Raw genomic sequence first — 16,906 nt, 5'->3', positions numbered from 1 at the left:
CGATCACCCAGGGAAGTAACATCCATCATGTCCGTTCTGATCGATCAAAACACCAAAGTCATCTGCCAGGGTTTTACCGGCAAGAACGGCACGTTCCATTCCGAAGCCGCGATCGCGTACGGCACCAAGATGGTCGGCGGCACCTCGCCGGGCAAAGGCGGTGCGACGCATCTGGGTCTGCCGGTGTTCGACACCGTTGCCGAAGCGCGTGAGAAAACCGGAGCGGACGCGAGCGTCATCTACGTGCCGCCGCCGGGGGCTGCGGATGCGATCTGCGAGGCGATCGCTGCGGAGATCCCGCTGATCGTATGCATCACCGAGGGCATTCCGGTGCTCGACATGGTTCGCGTCAAGCGTTCGCTGTCGGGGTCGAAGTCCCGCCTGATCGGACCGAACTGCCCGGGTGTCATGACCGCGGGCGAATGCAAAATCGGCATCATGCCGGCCAATATCTTCAAGCCCGGCAGCGTTGGCATCGTGTCGCGCTCGGGCACGCTGACCTATGAAGCCGTGTTCCAGACCACCCAGGAAGGCCTCGGCCAGACCACCGCCGTGGGCATCGGCGGCGACCCGGTCAAGGGCACCGAATTCATTGACGTGCTGGAAATGTTCCTTGCCGACCCCAAGACCACGTCGATCATCATGATCGGTGAGATCGGCGGTTCCGCCGAGGAAGACGCCGCCCAGTTCATCAAGGACGAGGCCAAGCGGGGCCGCATGAAGCCGATGGTCGGCTTCATCGCCGGCGTCACCGCCCCTCCCGGCCGCCGTATGGGCCATGCCGGCGCGATCATCTCCGGCGGCAAGGGCGACGCCGGTTCCAAGACCGCAGCGATGGAATCGGCCGGAATCACGGTCTCTCCGTCGCCGGCAAGGCTCGGACACACCCTTGCCGAAAAATTGAAGTCTTAATTCAATTCTTGGTTCTTTTGGGCGGGAAGTTTCGCGCTAAATAGGGTAAAGGTGCTTTACCTCGCTGGTCCGGGCCGCCGGACCGGCCAAAGCGCCGTTTTCCACGCGCGAAGCCAAAAATTACCAGGACGCCATCATGTCTCGCCAGGACGCGAATGCAGCATTTGCCCTTTCCTCCTTTTTGCAGGGCACCAACGCCACCTACATCGACGACCTCTACGCCCGCTACGAGCAGGACCCCGCTTCGGTCGATGCCGACTGGCAGGAATTCTTCAAGAGCCTGAAAGACACCTCGGCCGACGTCCAGAAGAACGCCGGCGGCGCCTCCTGGGGCCGCGACAACTGGCCTTTGACGCCGCGCGACGAACTGACCTCGGCGCTGGACGGCAACTGGGCGCAGGTCGAAAAGGCTGTGGGCACCAAGCTGGCGGCCAAGGCGCAGGCCAAGGGCGCCGAAGTGGCGTCGGCCGACATCAACCAGGCGACGCGCGATTCGGTGCGCGCTTTGATGCTGATCCGCGCCTACCGGATGCGCGGTCATTTCCACGCCAAGCTTGATCCGCTCGGTATCGAGGCCCAGCGCGACCGCGAGGAGCTTGATCCGCGCACCTACGGTTTTGCCGAGGCCGATTTCGACCGCAAGATTTTCCTCGATCACGTGCTCAGTCTGGAATACGGCACGCTTCGCGAAATCGTCGCGATCTGCGAGCGCACCTACTGCCAGACGCTCGGCGTCGAGTTCATGCACATCAGCAACGCGGCGCAGAAGGCCTGGATCCAGGAACGCATCGAAGGGCCGGACAAGGAAATCAGCTTCACCCCCGAAGGCCGGCGCGCGATCCTTAACAAGCTGATCGAAGCCGAAGGCTTCGAGAAATTCTGCGACATCAAATTCACCGGCACCAAGCGCTTCGGCCTCGACGGAGCTGAATCGCTGATCCCGGCGCTGGAGCAGATCATCAAGCGCGGCGGCAATCTCGGCGTAAAAGAGATCGTGCTCGGCATGCCGCATCGCGGCCGCCTCAACGTGCTGACCCAGGTGATGGGCAAGCCGCACCGCGCGCTGTTCCATGAATTCAAGGGCGGCTCCGCCAACCCCGACGCAGTCGAAGGCTCCGGCGACGTCAAATATCACCTCGGCGCCTCGTCGGACCGCGAGTTCGACAACAACAAGATCCATCTGTCGCTGACCGCCAACCCGTCGCATCTGGAAATCGTCGATCCGGTCGTGCTCGGCAAGGTGCGCGCCAAGCAGGACCAGCATGGCGATCCGCCGGACATGCGGATTTCGGTGCTGCCGGTGCTGATGCATGGCGACGCCGCGTTCGCCGGCCAGGGCGTGGTCGCCGAATGCTTCGGCCTGTCCGACCTGAAGGGCTACCGCACCGGCGGTTCGCTGCACTTCATCGTCAACAACCAGATCGGCTTCACCACCTATCCGCGCTACTCGCGCTCCTCGCCCTATCCGTCCGATGTGGCGAAGATGATCGACGCGCCGATCTTCCATGTGAACGGCGACGATCCGGAAGCCGTGGTGTTCGCGGCCAAGGTCGCGATCGAATTCCGGCAGAAGTTCCACAAGCCCGTCGTGATCGACATGTTCTGCTACCGCAGGCATGGCCACAACGAAGGCGACGAGCCGATGTTCACCCAGCCGGTGATGTACAAGAAGATCGCAACGCATCCCGGCACGGTCGAGCTTTATTCCAAGCGGCTGATCGCTGACGGCGTGCTGACCGAGGGCGAGGTCGAAAAGGCCAAGGCCGACTGGCGTGCGCGGCTCGATGCCGAACTCGAGGCTGGCTCGGGCTACAAGCCCAACAAGGCCGACTGGCTCGACGGCAAATGGGCCGGCTTCAAGTCCGCCGATCAGGAAGAGGATGCGCGCCGCGGCGTTACCGGCGTCGATACGGCTATCCTGAAGGATATCGGCCGCAAGATCACCAAGGTGCCCGACGGCTTCCGCGTTCACCGCACCATCCAGCGCTTCCTGGAAAATCGCGCCAAGGCGATCGACAATGGCGTCGGCATCGACTGGGCAACCGGCGAGGCGCTGGCGTTCTGCACGCTGATGCAGGAAGGCCGGCACGTCCGCCTGTCAGGGCAGGACTCCGAGCGCGGCACCTTCTCGCAGCGCCATTCGGTGCTGATCGACCAGGAGGATGAGAGCCGTTACACGCCGTTCAATCACCTTGGCCCCGATCAGGGCCACTACGAGGTGATCAACTCGCTGCTTTCGGAAGAGGCGGTGCTTGGCTTCGAGTACGGCTATTCACTGGCCGAGCCGAATGCGCTGGCGATGTGGGAAGCCCAGTTCGGCGACTTCGCCAACGGGGCGCAGGTGCTGTTCGACCAGTTCATCTCCTCGGGCGAACGCAAATGGCTGCGCATGTCGGGTCTCGTCTGCCTGCTGCCGCATGGCTATGAGGGGCAGGGACCGGAGCATTCCTCGGCGCGTCTCGAGCGCTTCCTGCAGATGTGCGCCGAGGACAACATGCAGGTGGTCTATCCCACCACGCCGGCGAATTACTTCCACGTGCTGCGGCGTCAGCTGCATCGCGAAATCCGCAAGCCTTTGATCCTGATGACGCCGAAATCGCTGCTGCGCCACAAGCGGGCGGTGTCGCTGCTCGACGAACTCGGCAAGGACGCCACGTTCCACCGTATCCTCTACGATGACGCCCAGATGCTGCCGGACGAGAAGATCAAGCTGGTGGACGACGACAAGATCCGCCGCATCGTGCTGTGCTCGGGCAAGGTCTATTACGATCTCTACGAGGAGCGCGAGAAGCGCGGCATCGACGACATCTACCTGATGCGCGTCGAGCAGCTCTATCCGGTGCCGTTGAAGGCGCTGGTGCACGAGCTCGCCCGCTTCAAGAATGCGGAAGTCGTCTGGTGCCAGGAAGAACCGCGCAACATGGGTGCCTGGCACTTCATCGAGCCCTATCTCGAATGGGTGCTGAACCAGATCCACGCGCCGAACAGGCGTCCGCGTTACGCCGGCCGCGCGGCGGCGGCGGCCACGGCCACCGGTTTGATGTCGAAGCATCTGGCGCAGCTCAAGGCGCTGCTGGATGACGCGCTGAACTAGCAATCGGTCATGCCCCGCCTTGTGCGCAATTGCGCACTCGGGCGGGGCATCCAGTACCCGGCGCCGTTGAGTTCGATCACGACCGTCCCGGCGTACTGGATCGCCCGCCTTCGCGGGCGATGACAATTTGGAATAGATGACTGCTTAAGGGTATTGAGGAAAACAGACCATGACTGACATTCGCGTTCCGACGCTCGGCGAGTCCGTGACGGAGGCCACCATTGGCCGCTGGTTCAAGAAGGCCGGCGATGCCGTGGCGGTGGACGAGCCTTTGGTGGAGCTCGAGACCGACAAGGTCACCATCGAAGTCCCGGCGCCTTCAGCGGGCGTGCTGGGTGAGATCGCCGCCAAGGACGGCGAAACCGTCGCCGTCGGCGCGCTGCTCGGACAGATCAATGACGGCGCGGCAGGCGCCAAGCCGGCGGCCGCTCCCGCAAAGGCAGCTGCGCCGGCTGCACCGCCGCCCGCCGCCGCCGCCGCCGCACCGGCTCCGAAGGCTGCGCCCGCGGATGCGCCGCTGGCGCCGTCGGTGCGCAAGCTCTCCGTCGAGAGCGGCGTCGATGCCGCGACCGTGCCCGGCTCCGGCAAGGATGGCCGCGTCACCAAGGGCGACATGCTGGCTGCGATCGAGAAGGCGGCTTCGGCGCCGACTCCGGTCAATCAGCCCGCCGCAGCCGTGCAGGTGCGCGCACCGTCGCCCGCTGACGATGCCGCGCGCGAAGAGCGCGTGAAGATGACGCGGCTGCGCCAGACCATCGCGCGCCGCCTGAAGGACGTGCAGAACACCGCGGCGATGCTCACGACCTTCAACGAGGTCGACATGAGCCACATCATGGCGATGCGGACGCAGTACAAGGACGTGTTCGAGAAGAAGCACGGCACCAAGCTCGGCTTCATGGGCTTCTTCACCAAGGCCTGCGTGCAGGCGCTCAAGGACATTCCGGCCGTCAATGCCGAGATCGACGGCTCCGATCTGATCTACAAGAACTACTATCATGTCGGCGTCGCCGTCGGCACCGACAAGGGCCTCGTCGTGCCCGTGGTGCGCGACTGCGACCACAAGTCGATCTCCGACATCGAAAAGAGCATCGCCGATTTCGGCCGCCGCGCCCGCGATGGCCAGCTCAAGATCGACGAGATGCAGGGCGGCACCTTCACCATCACCAATGGCGGCATCTACGGTTCGCTGATGTCGACGCCGATCCTGAACGCGCCGCAGTCCGCCATTCTGGGCATGCACAAGATCCAGGAGCGGCCGATGGCGATCGGCGGCAAGATCGAAATCCGCCCGATGATGTATCTGGCGCTTTCCTACGATCACCGCGTCATCGACGGCAAGGAAGCGGTCACGTTCCTGGTCCGCGTCAAGGAGAGCCTGGAAGATCCGGCGCGCCTGGTGCTGGATCTCTGAGGCAAGGGGCGTTCGGATACCCGCTCCTGGGCGGGTGTTATGAGCGGCGTATTGAGCGCGTCGATGGATGGGGGCGGATGTGACGGATCGTGTTGTTGTCATTACCGGTGGTAGCCGCGGCATCGGCCGCGCCACCGCGATTGCCGCGGCGGCCCGCGGCTTTCGGGTCGTCGTCGGTTACGCCAGCAACGAGGCGGCGGCGAAACAAGTCGTCACCGAAATCGAGCGCAAGAACGGCAAGGCTGTCGCGGTGAAATGCGACGTCGCCAGCGAGACGGACATTCTGGCGCTGTTCAAGGCGTCGGATGATTTCGGAACGCTGGGCGCGCTGGTCAACAATGCCGGCATCGTCGGACCTTCGGCGCGAGTCGAGGACATGTCGGCCGAGCGTATCCAGCGCATGATGGCGGTCAACGTCACCGGCAGCATCCTGTGCGCGCGCGAAGCGGTGAAGCGGATGTCGACCCGCAACGGCGGCGCGGGCGGCGTCATCGTCAATCTTTCCTCGGTCGCGGCGAAACTCGGCGCGCCCAATACCTATGTCGATTATGCGGCGTCGAAGGGCGCCGTGGATTCGTTCACGGTCGGCCTCGGCCACGAAGTCGCCGGCGAGGGTATTCGCGTCGCCGCGATCCGGCCCGGGCTCATCGATACCGAAATTCACGCGAGCGGCGGCGAACCGGATCGCGCGCACCGGTTGGCTCACATGGTGCCGATGCAGCGCGTCGGTACCGCGGAAGAAATCGCCAATGCCATCGTCTGGCTGATGTCGGACGACGCTTCGTACGTCACCAGCGCCATCCTCGATGTATCGGGCGGCCGGTAATACCCTGTCATAGAATTCAGTTACGGGACTTCAATCATGGCTTCTTACGATCTCGTCGTCATCGGCACCGGTCCGGGCGGATATGTCTGCGCGGTGCGCGCCGCGCAACTCGGCATGAAGGTCGCGGTGGTTGAGAAGAATGCGACGCTCGGCGGGACCTGCCTCAACGTCGGCTGCATGCCGTCGAAGGCGCTGCTGCATGCGTCCGAGATGTTCGAGGAAGCCGGGCACTCATTTGCAAAAATGGGCGTCAGCATTTCCGCGCCGAAGCTTGATCTACCTTCGATGATGAATTTCAAGCAACAGGGCATCGACGGCAACGTCAAGGGCGTCGAGTTCCTGATGAAGAAGAACAAGATCGACGTCATCAGCGGCACGGGCAAGGTTCTCGGTGCCGGCAAGGTCGAAGTGTCAGGCAGTGACGGCAAGGCGCAGACCGTCGAGACCAAAAACATCGTGATCGCTACCGGCTCCGACATCGCGCGGCTGAAGGGCATCGAGATCGACGAGAAGCGGATCGTGTCGTCGACCGGCGCGCTGTCGCTCGAAAAGGTGCCGTCGAGCCTGCTGATTGTTGGCGCCGGCGTGATCGGACTCGAACTCGGTTCGGTGTGGCACCGGTTAGGTGCAAAAGTCACCGTGGTGGAATTCCTCGATCGCATCCTGCCCGGCATGGACGGCGAAGTGGCAAAACAATTCCAGCGCATCCTCGAAAAGCAGGGCTTTGCGTTCAAGCTCGGCGCCAAGGTTACGGGTGTCGACACGTCGGGCAAGACGCTGTCAGCCAAGGTCGAGCCGGCGGCGGGCGGTGCGGCAGAGGCCATCGAAGCCGATGTGGTGCTGGTCTGTATCGGCCGCGTGCCCTACACCGAAGGCCTCGGCCTGAAGGAGGCCGGTATCGCGCTCGACAATCGCGGCCGCGTCGAGATCGACGCGCATTTCTCGACCAGCGTGAAGGGCGTCTATGCCATCGGCGACGTGGTGGCGGGTCCGATGCTCGCGCACAAGGCCGAGGACGAAGGCGTGGCGTGTGCCGAGATCATCGCAGGGAAAGCCGGGCATGTGAATTACGACGTCATCCCGGGCGTTGTGTATACCACGCCGGAAGTGTCGTCGGTCGGCAAGACCGAGGAAGAGCTGAAGCAGGCGGGCGTCGCTTACACGTCGGGCAAATTCCCCTTCACTGCCAACGGCCGTTCCAAGGTCAACCAGACCACGGACGGCTTTGTGAAGATTCTCGCAGATGCGAAGACCGATCGCGTGCTCGGCGTGCACATCGTCGGCCGTGAAGCCGGCGAAATGATCCATGAAGCCGCCGTTCTGATGGAATTTGGCGGTTCCGCAGAGGATCTGGCCCGGACCTGCCACGCGCATCCGACCCGCTCGGAGGCCATCAAGGAAGCCGCGCTTGCGGTCGGCAAACGGGCCATCCATATGTGATCGATACCCGGCACACGTCGGGTCGAGATGACCCGATGATGCGCCGCCTACTTAAGCCGTTATGGATTCTGCTTGCGGTCATCTTCCTGATCGAAGCATGGCTGTGGGATCATCTTGAGCCGATCGTCGAGCGCATCGTCGCGTGGATTCCGTTCCGCGCGTTCAAGCGATGGCTGTCCGAGCGTGTCGATACACTGTCGCCCGCCATGACGTTGATCGTGTTTGCGGTGCCGGTGATTCCGCTGTTTCCGCTCAAATTGGTCGGGCTGTGGCTGCTGGCGAATGAATATTGGATCAGCGCGATCGTCGTCATCGTTCTCGGAAAATTCGTCGGCGTCGGCGTCACTGCCTTTATCTTCGATGTGACGCGGCCGAAGCTGCTGAAGATGCAGTGGTTCAAAAAGATTTATGAGTTCATCATGGCTTTGCGTGCCAGGGCAGCTGCATTGGTCGAGCCGGTCAAGCGCCGGATCGCCGAGATGCTGCGCGGCGACGGCGAGGGCTGGTCAGGTCGGATGCTGAGACTGATCCAGCGCTTTCGCAAGCGCGTGCACGAAGCGCGGTAAAGCATTTTCCAGCGAAGTGGACACCGGTTCGCGTCAAGAAAACGCGCCAAATAAGGAATCCAGAGCCCCGCTCCGATTTAATCGGAACGGAAAGGGCTCTAGCGCCGGCCAATATCGTCGAACTCACTCTCACAGCGAGTTCAGGTTCACCTCTCCCGATGGGAGAGGTGAAACAAGCTACATCAAATGCACGGCATGCGGCGCGAACAGGCCGATCAAGGTGAATCCAATTCCGATCAAGGCGAGCAGGCCGGAACCCCAGGCCAGCACGATCATGCCGGTGATGATGGTCGCCGATGCCAGCACGATGCCGATCTGGAACGCGGCCGAGGCGACTTCGTAGTGATGGTACTTGGCCATGGCCTCGTCGCGCAAATGTTCGGCATGCTTGGCGCGCTTCATGAGCTCTTCCGAGCCCTCGCCGGTTTCCGGCTCCGAGCGATAGCGCGCCGCCGTCTTGGTCCAGTCATCGATCTGCTTTTGCAGCGCCGCCTTTGCGGCCGGATCAGTGGTGACCCCGAGGCTCAGCTTGGCGTGCTCGGCGGTGGCCTGAACCGTGGTGCGGCGGATGCTCTTGGCCTGGAAGAACGCCCAGAGGTTCGACGCCTCGACATTCTTGCTGATCGATTCGGTCTGCGCGCCCTTGCCGAGGGTCTCCGACAGCGCAAGAAACAGCGCAATGACGGCGATCAGCAATGCGATTCTCTTGTTGGAGCTGGAAGCGTGCTCGGCGTGCTCCGCATGCTCCATACTTTCATGTGCGCCCATGATTCCCTCCTGCCAGGTGACCTGCTTACGATTGCCGGAACCATTCGGCCAGCGCAAGGGGCGGGCAGGGGAAGTGCACGATGTGACGATAGTATGTCGGTGCGCGCGCGGGCGTTCAGCCGCGCGGATGCGCCGTCTTGTACACTTCCAGCAGCCGCTCGCTGTCGATACCGGTGTAGATCTGCGTGGTCGAGAGCGAGGCGTGGCCGAGCAATTCCTGGATCGCGCGCAGGTCGCCGCCGCGCGACAGCAGGTGGGTAGCAAATGAATGGCGCAGGGCATGCGGCGTCGCGCTGTCGGGTAGGCCGAGCACGCCGCGCAGCCGCTCCATGGTCAGCTGGATGATTCGCGGGCTGAGCGGCCCGCCGCGTGCGCCGACGAAAATCGGTCCCTCCGGGTTAAGCTGATGCGGGCAGACGGCGGTGTAATCGGCGATCAGCGCCAGCACGTTTTGCAGCACCGGCACCATGCGGGTCTTGTTGCCCTTGCCGGTCACGATGATGACGTCGCCTTCGCCGGGTAGCGGCACGTCGCGCTTTTTCAGCCCGAGCGCCTCGGAAATGCGCAGGCCCGAACCGTAGAGCAGCGCCATCACGGCGGCGTCGCGCGCCCAGATCCAGGGATCGCGATCCTCTCCGGCGCGTTCGTCGGCATCGGCAAAACGTTTGGCGGCCGCCATCTGGATCGGCTTCGGCAGGCTCTTGCCGATTTTCGGCGCACGGATCGCCGAGAGCGCGCCGACCTTGCCCTTGCCTTCGCGCTCCAGGAAACGTCCGAACGAGCGCAGCCCCGCCAGCGCCCGCATCAGCGAGCGCCCGCCGATGTCGTCGGCGCGGCGCATCGCCATGAAGGCCCTGATATCGCTGGCTTCCAATGCCGCAAATCCCTTGAGCGTAACTTTTCGGCCCCAGTGTTGGCTGAGAAAGATCAGGCATTGCCGGAGGTCGCGGGCGTAGGCCTCCAGCGTCTTGGGCGACAGCCGCCGTTCGGCGCGCAAATGCGACAGCCAGCGCGTCATCTCCAGCGCCAGCGTCGCGTCGGCGCAATCGAGTTCGATCGGTTGAAATGATGGAACAGGCTTGGTCATGGACTATGGGCGCCCTGATTCTCCTGATTATATCGCACCTCTTTCGTTTACCGTTCGCTAACTTGCGCCCCACGCGACCGGGTGCCACTGGTCCTCGCGGCCGCGCGCCCTTAACTTGGGCGCCTCTTAACTTAAGTCCCTGCACCCCTTACGCCTGATTCCCGATGGACCATTCGACGCGCAGCAGCAGTTCCTCCGCCTCATCGACACGCGTCGTCGATGTGCTGGTGCCGGTTGCGCTCAATCAGGCCTATTCGTATCGCGTGCCGCGCGGCATGGAGCTGAAGCCCGGCGACGTCGTCTGCGTGCCGCTGGGGCCGCGCGAGGTGGTGGCGGTGGTGTGGGCGGAAAACGCCAATCCCGATCCGCGCCTGCATAACCGCTTAAAGGATGTCGGCGAAAAGCTCGACGTGCCACCGCTGAAGCAGGAGCTGCGCTCGCTCGTCGATTGGGTCGCCAATTACACGCTCTCCGCGCGCGGCATGGTGCTGCGCATGAGCTTGCGGATGGGCGAAAATCTCGGCCCCGAACGGATGCGCCTTGGCGTGCGGCTGGTCGGTGAGCCGCCGCGGCGCCTGACGCCGGCGCGGCGGCGGGCGATTGACGTGCTGTCGGACGGCCTGCTGCACGGCAAGTCCGAAGCCGCCCGGGAAGCCGGCGTCAGCTCGGGCGTGATCGACGGGCTGGTCGATGAGGGCACGCTGCAGGTCGAAGCGATGCCGCCGCCGCTGGCGCCGCCGGCGCCCGATCCGTCGTTTGCCCAGCCTGAATTCTCCCGGCAGCAGCGCACCGCCGTGGACGCGATGCGGGCGCTGGCGGCGAATGGCAGCTTTCACGTCGCTTTGCTCGACGGCGTCACCGGTTCGGGCAAGACCGAAGTCTATTTCGAGGCGATCGCCGAAATCATCCGCCGCGGCAAGCAGACGCTGATCCTGATGCCGGAGATCGCGCTGACAGGACAATTCCTCGATCGCTTCGCACAGCGCTTTGGGGTGCGTCCTCTGGAATGGCATTCCGAACTGACGCCGCGCACCCGCGCCCGCAACTGGGCGGCGATCGCGGCCGGCGAAGCGCCGGTCGTGGTCGGCGCGCGTTCGGCGTTGTTCCTGCCCTATGCGGATTTGGGCCTGATCATCGTCGATGAGGAGCACGACCAGGCCTACAAGCAGGATGACGGCGCGCATTATCACGCCCGCGACATGGCGGTGGTGCGCGCGCATATCGCGAAAATTCCGATCATCCTGGCCTCCGCAACGCCGTCGATCGAGACCGAAGTCAACGCGCGCAAGGGGCGCTATCAGCGCGTCGCGCTGCCGTCGCGTTTCGGCGGCCAGCATATGCCGCATATAGAGGCGATCGATTTGCGCCGCGAGCCGCCGCCGCGCGGCCGCTTCGTCTCGCCGCGGCTTGCCGATTACATCGGGCAGGCGATCGAGAAGCGCGAGCAGGCGCTGTTGTTCCTCAATCGCCGCGGCTACGCACCGCTGACATTGTGCCGCGCCTGCGGGCACCGTTTCTCCTGCACGATCTGCGACGCCTGGCTGGTCGATCATCGCTTTCGCCAGCGGCTGGTCTGTCACCATTGCGGCTTCTCGATACCGCGCCCGAATATCTGTCCGCACTGCGCGGCCGAGGAATCTCTGGCCGCCGTCGGGCCCGGTGTCGAACGTCTGCAGGAGGAGGCCGCGCAGTTGTTCCCGAACGCGCGCACCATGGTGCTGTCGAGCGACCTGATCACCTCGATCGAAACCATGCGCAGCGAGCTGAACGAAATCGCCGAGGGCCGCGTCGACATCATCATCGGCACGCAATTGGTGGCGAAGGGACATAATTTCCCGCGGCTCAATCTGGTCGGTGTCGTCGATGCAGATTTGGGTCTGAGCAATGGCGATCCGCGCGCCGCCGAGCGAACGTTTCAATTGCTCAACCAGGTGATCGGCCGCGCCGGGCGCGACCAGGGTCGCGGCATCGGTTACCTGCAGACCCATCAGCCCGATCATCCCGTGATGAAGGCGCTGGTCGCAAGCGATCGCGAGGCGTTCTATGCGACTGAAATCGATGCGCGCGAACGATCGGGTTATCCGCCGTTCGGCCGGCTCGCCAGCCTGATCATTTCCGCCGGCGACCGGCCGACCGCCGAAGGTTTTGCGCGCAAGTTGGCTGCCATCGCGCCGATCGACGAGCGCATCCAGGTGCTGGGGCCTGCCGAAGCGCCGCTGGCAGTGATCAAGGGCCGCTATCGCTTTCGGCTATTGGTGAAATCGCTGCGCAATGTCGATCTGTCGGACTATTTGCGCGAATGGCTTGCGGCGGGTCCGAAGACAAAAGGCAATCTCAAGCTCGAGGTCGACGTCGATCCGCAGAGCTTCTTGTGAGATGAAGCAGGGTCCCTCTCCGTCATTGCGAGGAGCCAACGGGTCGCGCGAATGCGCGCCCGATGACAGGCTCCGCGACGAAGCAATCCATCTTTCCCTGTGCGGCGCTATGGATTGCTTCGCTTCGCTCGCAATGACGGATGAAAAAGCGCGCCGCAATTGATGAGCGACAGCCTACCGCGGTAGATCAACGTCAGCCGTTCGACCACAGATTGGTCGTGTATCCCTGCTCGACAAAGGCATCGATTTTCGCCGCCTGATCCTCGTCGGCGCCGGCCCTCGCCGCGAAGACTTTTCCGAACGAGATGCGCTTGGGTTCCGGCCAATGCTCGGGTTGCCAGAGCTTTGACCGGAGCACCGAGCGGGCGCAGTGGAAATAGCAGCGTTCGATGTGGATCCGGATCGCCAGCAGCGCCGGGCGGCCTTCCTTGCCAAGTGTCGCCAGCAGTTCGGCATCGTCAAAGATCTCGGCCCGGCCCGAGAGCCGCAGCGTCTCGCCGGTCCGGGGGCGCAGGAAAATCATCCCGATCCGGCCGGTCTCGATGATGTTCTGCAGGCCGAACGCAAGGTTGTTGCCCGCCCGTTCCGGAAGCAGAACCGTTGTTTCATTTTCGACGCGGACAAACCCGGGCTCGTCGCCCTTCGGCGAGACCTCGATCGGCCCGTCGCGGCCGGCCGTGGCCATCAGCCCAAACGGGCACGTTTGCAGGAAGTCGATCGCCTGTTCGTCGAGATAGGGGGCTATCTTGGCCTTGGTGGTCGCCCGGGGTTCGGGAAGAACATTTCTCAGTTGTTCGACGGTTTTGATCTGGCTCATGATCGATCTCGTCAGTGCTGGTTCAAGGCTGGAAGGCCGTGCGCCTGTTGCCTTCGGAAACCTAGCACGATCCTCCTGCCACCGTTGTGGCCAGAGCGGCTCCGCGCCGTGCGGGCGAGGTAGCAAGCGCGTGGCTCTGCCGGCTCGAGCACGGCCAAATAAAAAGCCTGCCGTCATTTGCGACGGCAGGCCCTTATCGGTGCGCGAAAGATTCCGCGACCGTTACGCTACGCAACGCTTACCAGATTTGGTGAACCGGCAACGGCGCGTGATGCGCGCTTTAGGAGACGACCTCGGCCGTGACGCGGCCGACGCCCTTGGCGCGGGTCAGTCCGACGGCGCTGGCAGCGCCGGTCGAAAGGTCGAGCACACGCCCCTTAATGAACGGGCCGCGGTCGTTGATGGTGACGATGACGCTGCGGCCGCCATGGGTCACCCTGAGCTTGGTGCCGAACGGCAGGCTGCGGTGGGCGGCGGTCATGGCGCTCTGGTTGAAGCGCTGGCCGGACGCGGTCTTGCTGCCGGATTCATTGCCGTAAAAGGAAGCCATGCCCGAGAAGCTGCGCCCGGAGCTCGAGCCGATCGAGGCGTTGGCGTCCTGCCAGTTGCTCTTGGCCTTTTGGGCGTGGTGGGAATGGTGATGGTGATGACGGTGGTGCCTGGATTTGGCCGAAGCTTCGGTAATGCTGCCACCGGCCAGGAGAGTTGCGGCAATCAAAGCGAACGCTGTACGCGACCGGATGATAGTTCCCGGCAGCAGGTTCTTCGTATTCAACATTTAAATAATCCCTCAGACAGTATTGCCACATATGTGACAAGTGGAACCCCCGTTCCCGTGTGTGAGATGGCCGTTTGATTAGGCAATGAGGCATGAATTTGGCAGTAATCCCTGTTTGTCTCCCGCTGACATATCTTGTTACGTAGATCAACTAATCGAATGGTAGTTATTAATACATTGCTTTAACGAATTTTTAACCATTCCAATACTTGGAATTACTGATGAGTTAAGTGTTCGTTAGTGTTCGCAACGTTACGGCAAGTAAACGGTGGGGAACCGGATTCGGGTTGTTCCGGAGATACATGGCGCCCATGCAAATACGGGCGGAACGTTTGAGCTTGTCGCTGACGCGCCGTTCCGGCCCGGGTCCGTACGGCAAAATCGTGACGGCTGTTGCGCTGCGAACTGGCGCTGAAAACTGGCCTTGGAAAATTCGATTAGAGGCCAACTAAAATAGTCGTGCGACAAGGCATCGCCCGCGCGCGCCGTCATGTTGCACCTGCGCGCTTGCTATGTTAGCAAAGCCGCGATTTTAACGATCCCGGCACCTCTCGTGCCGGTCGAAAATCGAAGTCCCGCTTGAATTCCAAGGGCTTGGATCGCTAGGCGCCGCTTCCGTGGCGACGGTTTTTCCCTTGCGAGTTTGACAGCAAAAAAGAGCGTCTCTGTGGCTGCTGAAGATCCGTCCGTTTCGGGAGTGTCAGGCCGTTATGCAACGGCCTTGTTCGAGTTGGCGCGCGACGAGAAATCGATCGACGCAGTAAAAGCCGATCTCGGTAGATTCGAGGCCATGCTGGCCGACAGCGCTGATTTGAAGCGCCTGGTCCGCAGTCCGGTATTCTCGGCAGATGCGCAGTCGAAGGCGCTCACCGCGATTCTCGACAAGGCCGGAATTTCAGGCACTTCTGCCAAATTCCTCAAAGTCCTGACCGCCAATCGCCGGCTGTTCGCCGTCGGCGACGTGATCCGCGCCTTCCGCGCGCTGGTGGCGAAGTTCAAGGGCGAAGCTACGGCAGACGTCACCGTCGCCGAAGCGCTCAGCGACAAGAATCTCGACGCTCTCAAGACCGCACTGAAATCAGTGACGGGCAAGGACGTCGCGCTCAACGTGAAAGTCGATCCCTCCATTATCGGCGGCCTGGTGGTCAAGCTCGGCAGCCGCATGGTGGATAGTTCGCTTCGCACCAAACTCAATTCGATCAAGCACGCGATGAAAGAGGCAGGCTGATGGACATCCGCGCCGCGGAAATTTCCGCGATCCTCAAGGACCAGATCAAGAATTTCGGCCAGGAGGCTGAAGTTACCGAAGTCGGACAGGTGTTGTCCGTCGGCGACGGCATTGCCCGCGTCTACGGCCTCGACAACGTCCAGGCCGGTGAGATGGTCGAGTTCGAGAACGGCACCCGCGGCATGGCGCTCAACCTCGAAACCGACAACGTCGGTATCGTGATCTTCGGCGCCGACCGCGAGATCAAGGAAGGCCAGACCGTCAAGCGCACCCGCGCCATCGTCGATACGCCCGTCGGCAAAGGCCTGCTCGGCCGCGTCGTCGACGCGCTCGGCAATCCGATCGACGGCAAGGGTCCGATCCAGGCCGACAAGCGTATGCGCGTCGACGTCAAGGCGCCCGGCATCATTCCGCGCAAATCGGTCAACGAGCCGATGGCGACCGGCCTCAAGGCGATCGACGCATTGATCCCGGTCGGCCGCGGCCAGCGCGAGCTGATCATCGGCGACCGTCAGACCGGCAAGACCGCGATCGCGCTCGACACCATTCTGAACCAGAAGCCGCTCAACGCGCAGCCGGACGAGAACCTCAAGCTGTATTGCGTCTATGTCGCGATCGGCCAGAAGCGTTCGACCGTTGCCCAGTTCGTGAAAGTGCTCGAAGAGCAGGGCGCACTGGAATACTCGATCATCGTTGCGGCCACCGCTTCCGATCCGGCGCCGATGCAGTACATCGCACCGTTCACCGGCTGCACGATGGGTGAATATTTCCGCGACAACGGCATGCACGCCGTCATCATCTATGACGATTTGTCCAAGCAGGCCGTCGCCTATCGCCAGATGTCGCTGCTGCTGCGCCGTCCGCCGGGCCGCGAAGCCTATCCGGGCGACGTGTTCTATTTGCATTCCCGCCTGCTCGAGCGCGCCGCCAAGCTCAACAAGGATCAGGGCTCTGGTTCGCTGACCGCGCTACCGGTCATTGAAACCCAGGCCAACGACGTGTCGGCCTACATTCCGACCAACGTGATTTCGATTACCGACGGCCAGATCTTCCTGGAAACCGATTTGTTCTTCCAGGGCATCCGTCCCGCTGTGAACGTCGGTCTGTCGGTGTCGCGCGTCGGATCGTCGGCGCAGACCAAGGCGATGAAAAAGGTCGCCGGCAAGATCAAAGGTGAGCTGGCGCAGTACCGCGAAATGGCGGCGTTCGCGCAGTTCGGTTCCGACCTCGACGCCTCGACCCAGCGCCTGCTGAACCGCGGTTCGCGCCTGACCGAACTCCTCAAGCAGCCGCAGTTCTCGCCGCTGAAGATGGAAGAACAGGTCTGTGTGATCTGGGCCGGCACCAACGGCTATCTCGATGCGCTCCCGCTCAACAAGGTGCGCCCCTTCGAAGACGGCCTGCTGTCGCTGCTGCGCGGCAAGAACGTCGAGATCCTCAACAGCATCCGCGAAAGCCGCGATCTCAGCGACGATACCGCGGGCAAGCTGAAGGCGGTTGTCGAAGGTTTCTCCAAGACGCTTGCTTGATTTGCCGGTCGGCTAATTAAAGTTCTGGCCCGGCGCTTTGAGCGCGAAGACACGCTTCGCGCTTTTGGCCGGGTT

At 62.8% G+C, this 16,906-nt stretch carries 13 protein-coding genes; 9 read left to right on the top strand and 4 right to left on the bottom strand.

Annotated elements, in window-relative coordinates:
• The first annotated feature begins 27 nt into the window (after positions 1-27).
• The 6 genes from sucD to JQ567_RS00765 all read left to right on the top strand — a co-directional run bounded on the left by sucD (position 28) and on the right by JQ567_RS00765 (position 8,249).
• Positions 28-912 (top strand): succinate--CoA ligase subunit alpha, encoded by an 885-nt coding sequence (sucD, locus tag JQ567_RS00790; RefSeq protein ID WP_212437040.1) that lies wholly within the window; start codon positions 28-30, stop codon positions 910-912.
• A 136-nt stretch (positions 913-1,048) separates the two neighbouring features.
• Positions 1,049-4,006, top strand: coding sequence for a 2-oxoglutarate dehydrogenase E1 component (locus tag JQ567_RS00785; protein ID WP_212437039.1), 2,958 nt, complete (start codon positions 1,049-1,051; stop codon positions 4,004-4,006).
• A gap of 169 nt (positions 4,007-4,175) precedes the next feature.
• Entirely contained in the window at positions 4,176-5,417 is a 1,242-nt protein-coding gene (odhB, locus tag JQ567_RS00780) for a 2-oxoglutarate dehydrogenase complex dihydrolipoyllysine-residue succinyltransferase (RefSeq protein ID WP_212437038.1), read from the top strand.
• Between the two features lie 79 nt (positions 5,418-5,496).
• On the top strand, positions 5,497-6,243 hold the full coding sequence (locus tag JQ567_RS00775) for an SDR family oxidoreductase (protein WP_212437037.1): 747 nt from the start codon (positions 5,497-5,499) through the stop codon (positions 6,241-6,243).
• Positions 6,244-6,279: 36 nt separating this feature from the next.
• On the top strand, positions 6,280-7,683 hold the full coding sequence (lpdA, locus tag JQ567_RS00770) for a dihydrolipoyl dehydrogenase (RefSeq protein WP_212437036.1): 1,404 nt from the start codon (positions 6,280-6,282) through the stop codon (positions 7,681-7,683).
• Positions 7,684-7,718: 35 nt separating this feature from the next.
• Positions 7,719-8,249, top strand: coding sequence for a hypothetical protein (locus tag JQ567_RS00765; RefSeq protein WP_212437035.1), 531 nt, complete (start codon positions 7,719-7,721; stop codon positions 8,247-8,249).
• 177 nt (positions 8,250-8,426) lie between these two features.
• Here the strand turns inward: JQ567_RS00765 and JQ567_RS00760 are convergent, their stop codons facing one another.
• Both JQ567_RS00760 and JQ567_RS00755 read right to left on the bottom strand, forming a co-directional pair.
• Positions 8,427-9,017, bottom strand: coding sequence for a DUF4337 domain-containing protein (locus tag JQ567_RS00760; RefSeq protein WP_212437034.1), 591 nt, complete (start codon positions 9,015-9,017; stop codon positions 8,427-8,429).
• A gap of 115 nt (positions 9,018-9,132) precedes the next feature.
• Complete coding sequence (locus JQ567_RS00755; RefSeq protein ID WP_212437033.1) at positions 9,133-10,104, bottom strand: tyrosine recombinase XerC; 972 nt, start codon at positions 10,102-10,104, stop codon at positions 9,133-9,135.
• 164 nt (positions 10,105-10,268) lie between these two features.
• On the opposite strand from JQ567_RS00755, the gene JQ567_RS00750 reads away from it, so the two are divergent.
• Positions 10,269-12,479, top strand: a complete 2,211-nt coding sequence (locus JQ567_RS00750; protein ID WP_212437032.1) for a primosomal protein N' — start codon at positions 10,269-10,271, stop codon at positions 12,477-12,479.
• A 193-nt stretch (positions 12,480-12,672) separates the two neighbouring features.
• Here JQ567_RS00750 and JQ567_RS00745 read toward each other — a convergent pair whose 3' ends face one another.
• Positions 12,673-13,296: an MSMEG_1061 family FMN-dependent PPOX-type flavoprotein gene (locus JQ567_RS00745; protein WP_212437031.1), complete on the bottom strand. Its 624-nt coding sequence runs from the start codon at positions 13,294-13,296 to the stop codon at positions 12,673-12,675.
• Between the two features lie 280 nt (positions 13,297-13,576).
• Complete coding sequence (locus JQ567_RS00740) at positions 13,577-14,074, bottom strand: septal ring lytic transglycosylase RlpA family protein (protein ID WP_212437030.1); 498 nt, start codon at positions 14,072-14,074, stop codon at positions 13,577-13,579.
• A gap of 667 nt (positions 14,075-14,741) precedes the next feature.
• Between JQ567_RS00740 and JQ567_RS00735 the strand changes: the two genes are divergently transcribed.
• Both JQ567_RS00735 and atpA read left to right on the top strand, forming a co-directional pair.
• Positions 14,742-15,302: a F0F1 ATP synthase subunit delta gene (locus tag JQ567_RS00735; protein WP_212437029.1), complete on the top strand. Its 561-nt coding sequence runs from the start codon at positions 14,742-14,744 to the stop codon at positions 15,300-15,302.
• Positions 15,302-16,831, top strand: a complete 1,530-nt coding sequence (gene atpA, locus JQ567_RS00730) for a F0F1 ATP synthase subunit alpha (protein ID WP_212437028.1) — start codon at positions 15,302-15,304, stop codon at positions 16,829-16,831. The genes JQ567_RS00735 and atpA overlap by 1 nt, the downstream gene beginning before the upstream one ends.
• Positions 16,832-16,906: the final 75 nt, after the last annotated feature.

The sequence above is a fragment of the Bradyrhizobium sp. AUGA SZCCT0431 genome (genome assembly GCF_018131065.1).
GTDB lineage: Bacteria > Pseudomonadota > Alphaproteobacteria > Rhizobiales > Xanthobacteraceae > Bradyrhizobium.
The sequence above is the reverse complement of the archived record's forward strand: the minus strand, read 5'-3'. Positions and strand labels throughout refer to the sequence as shown.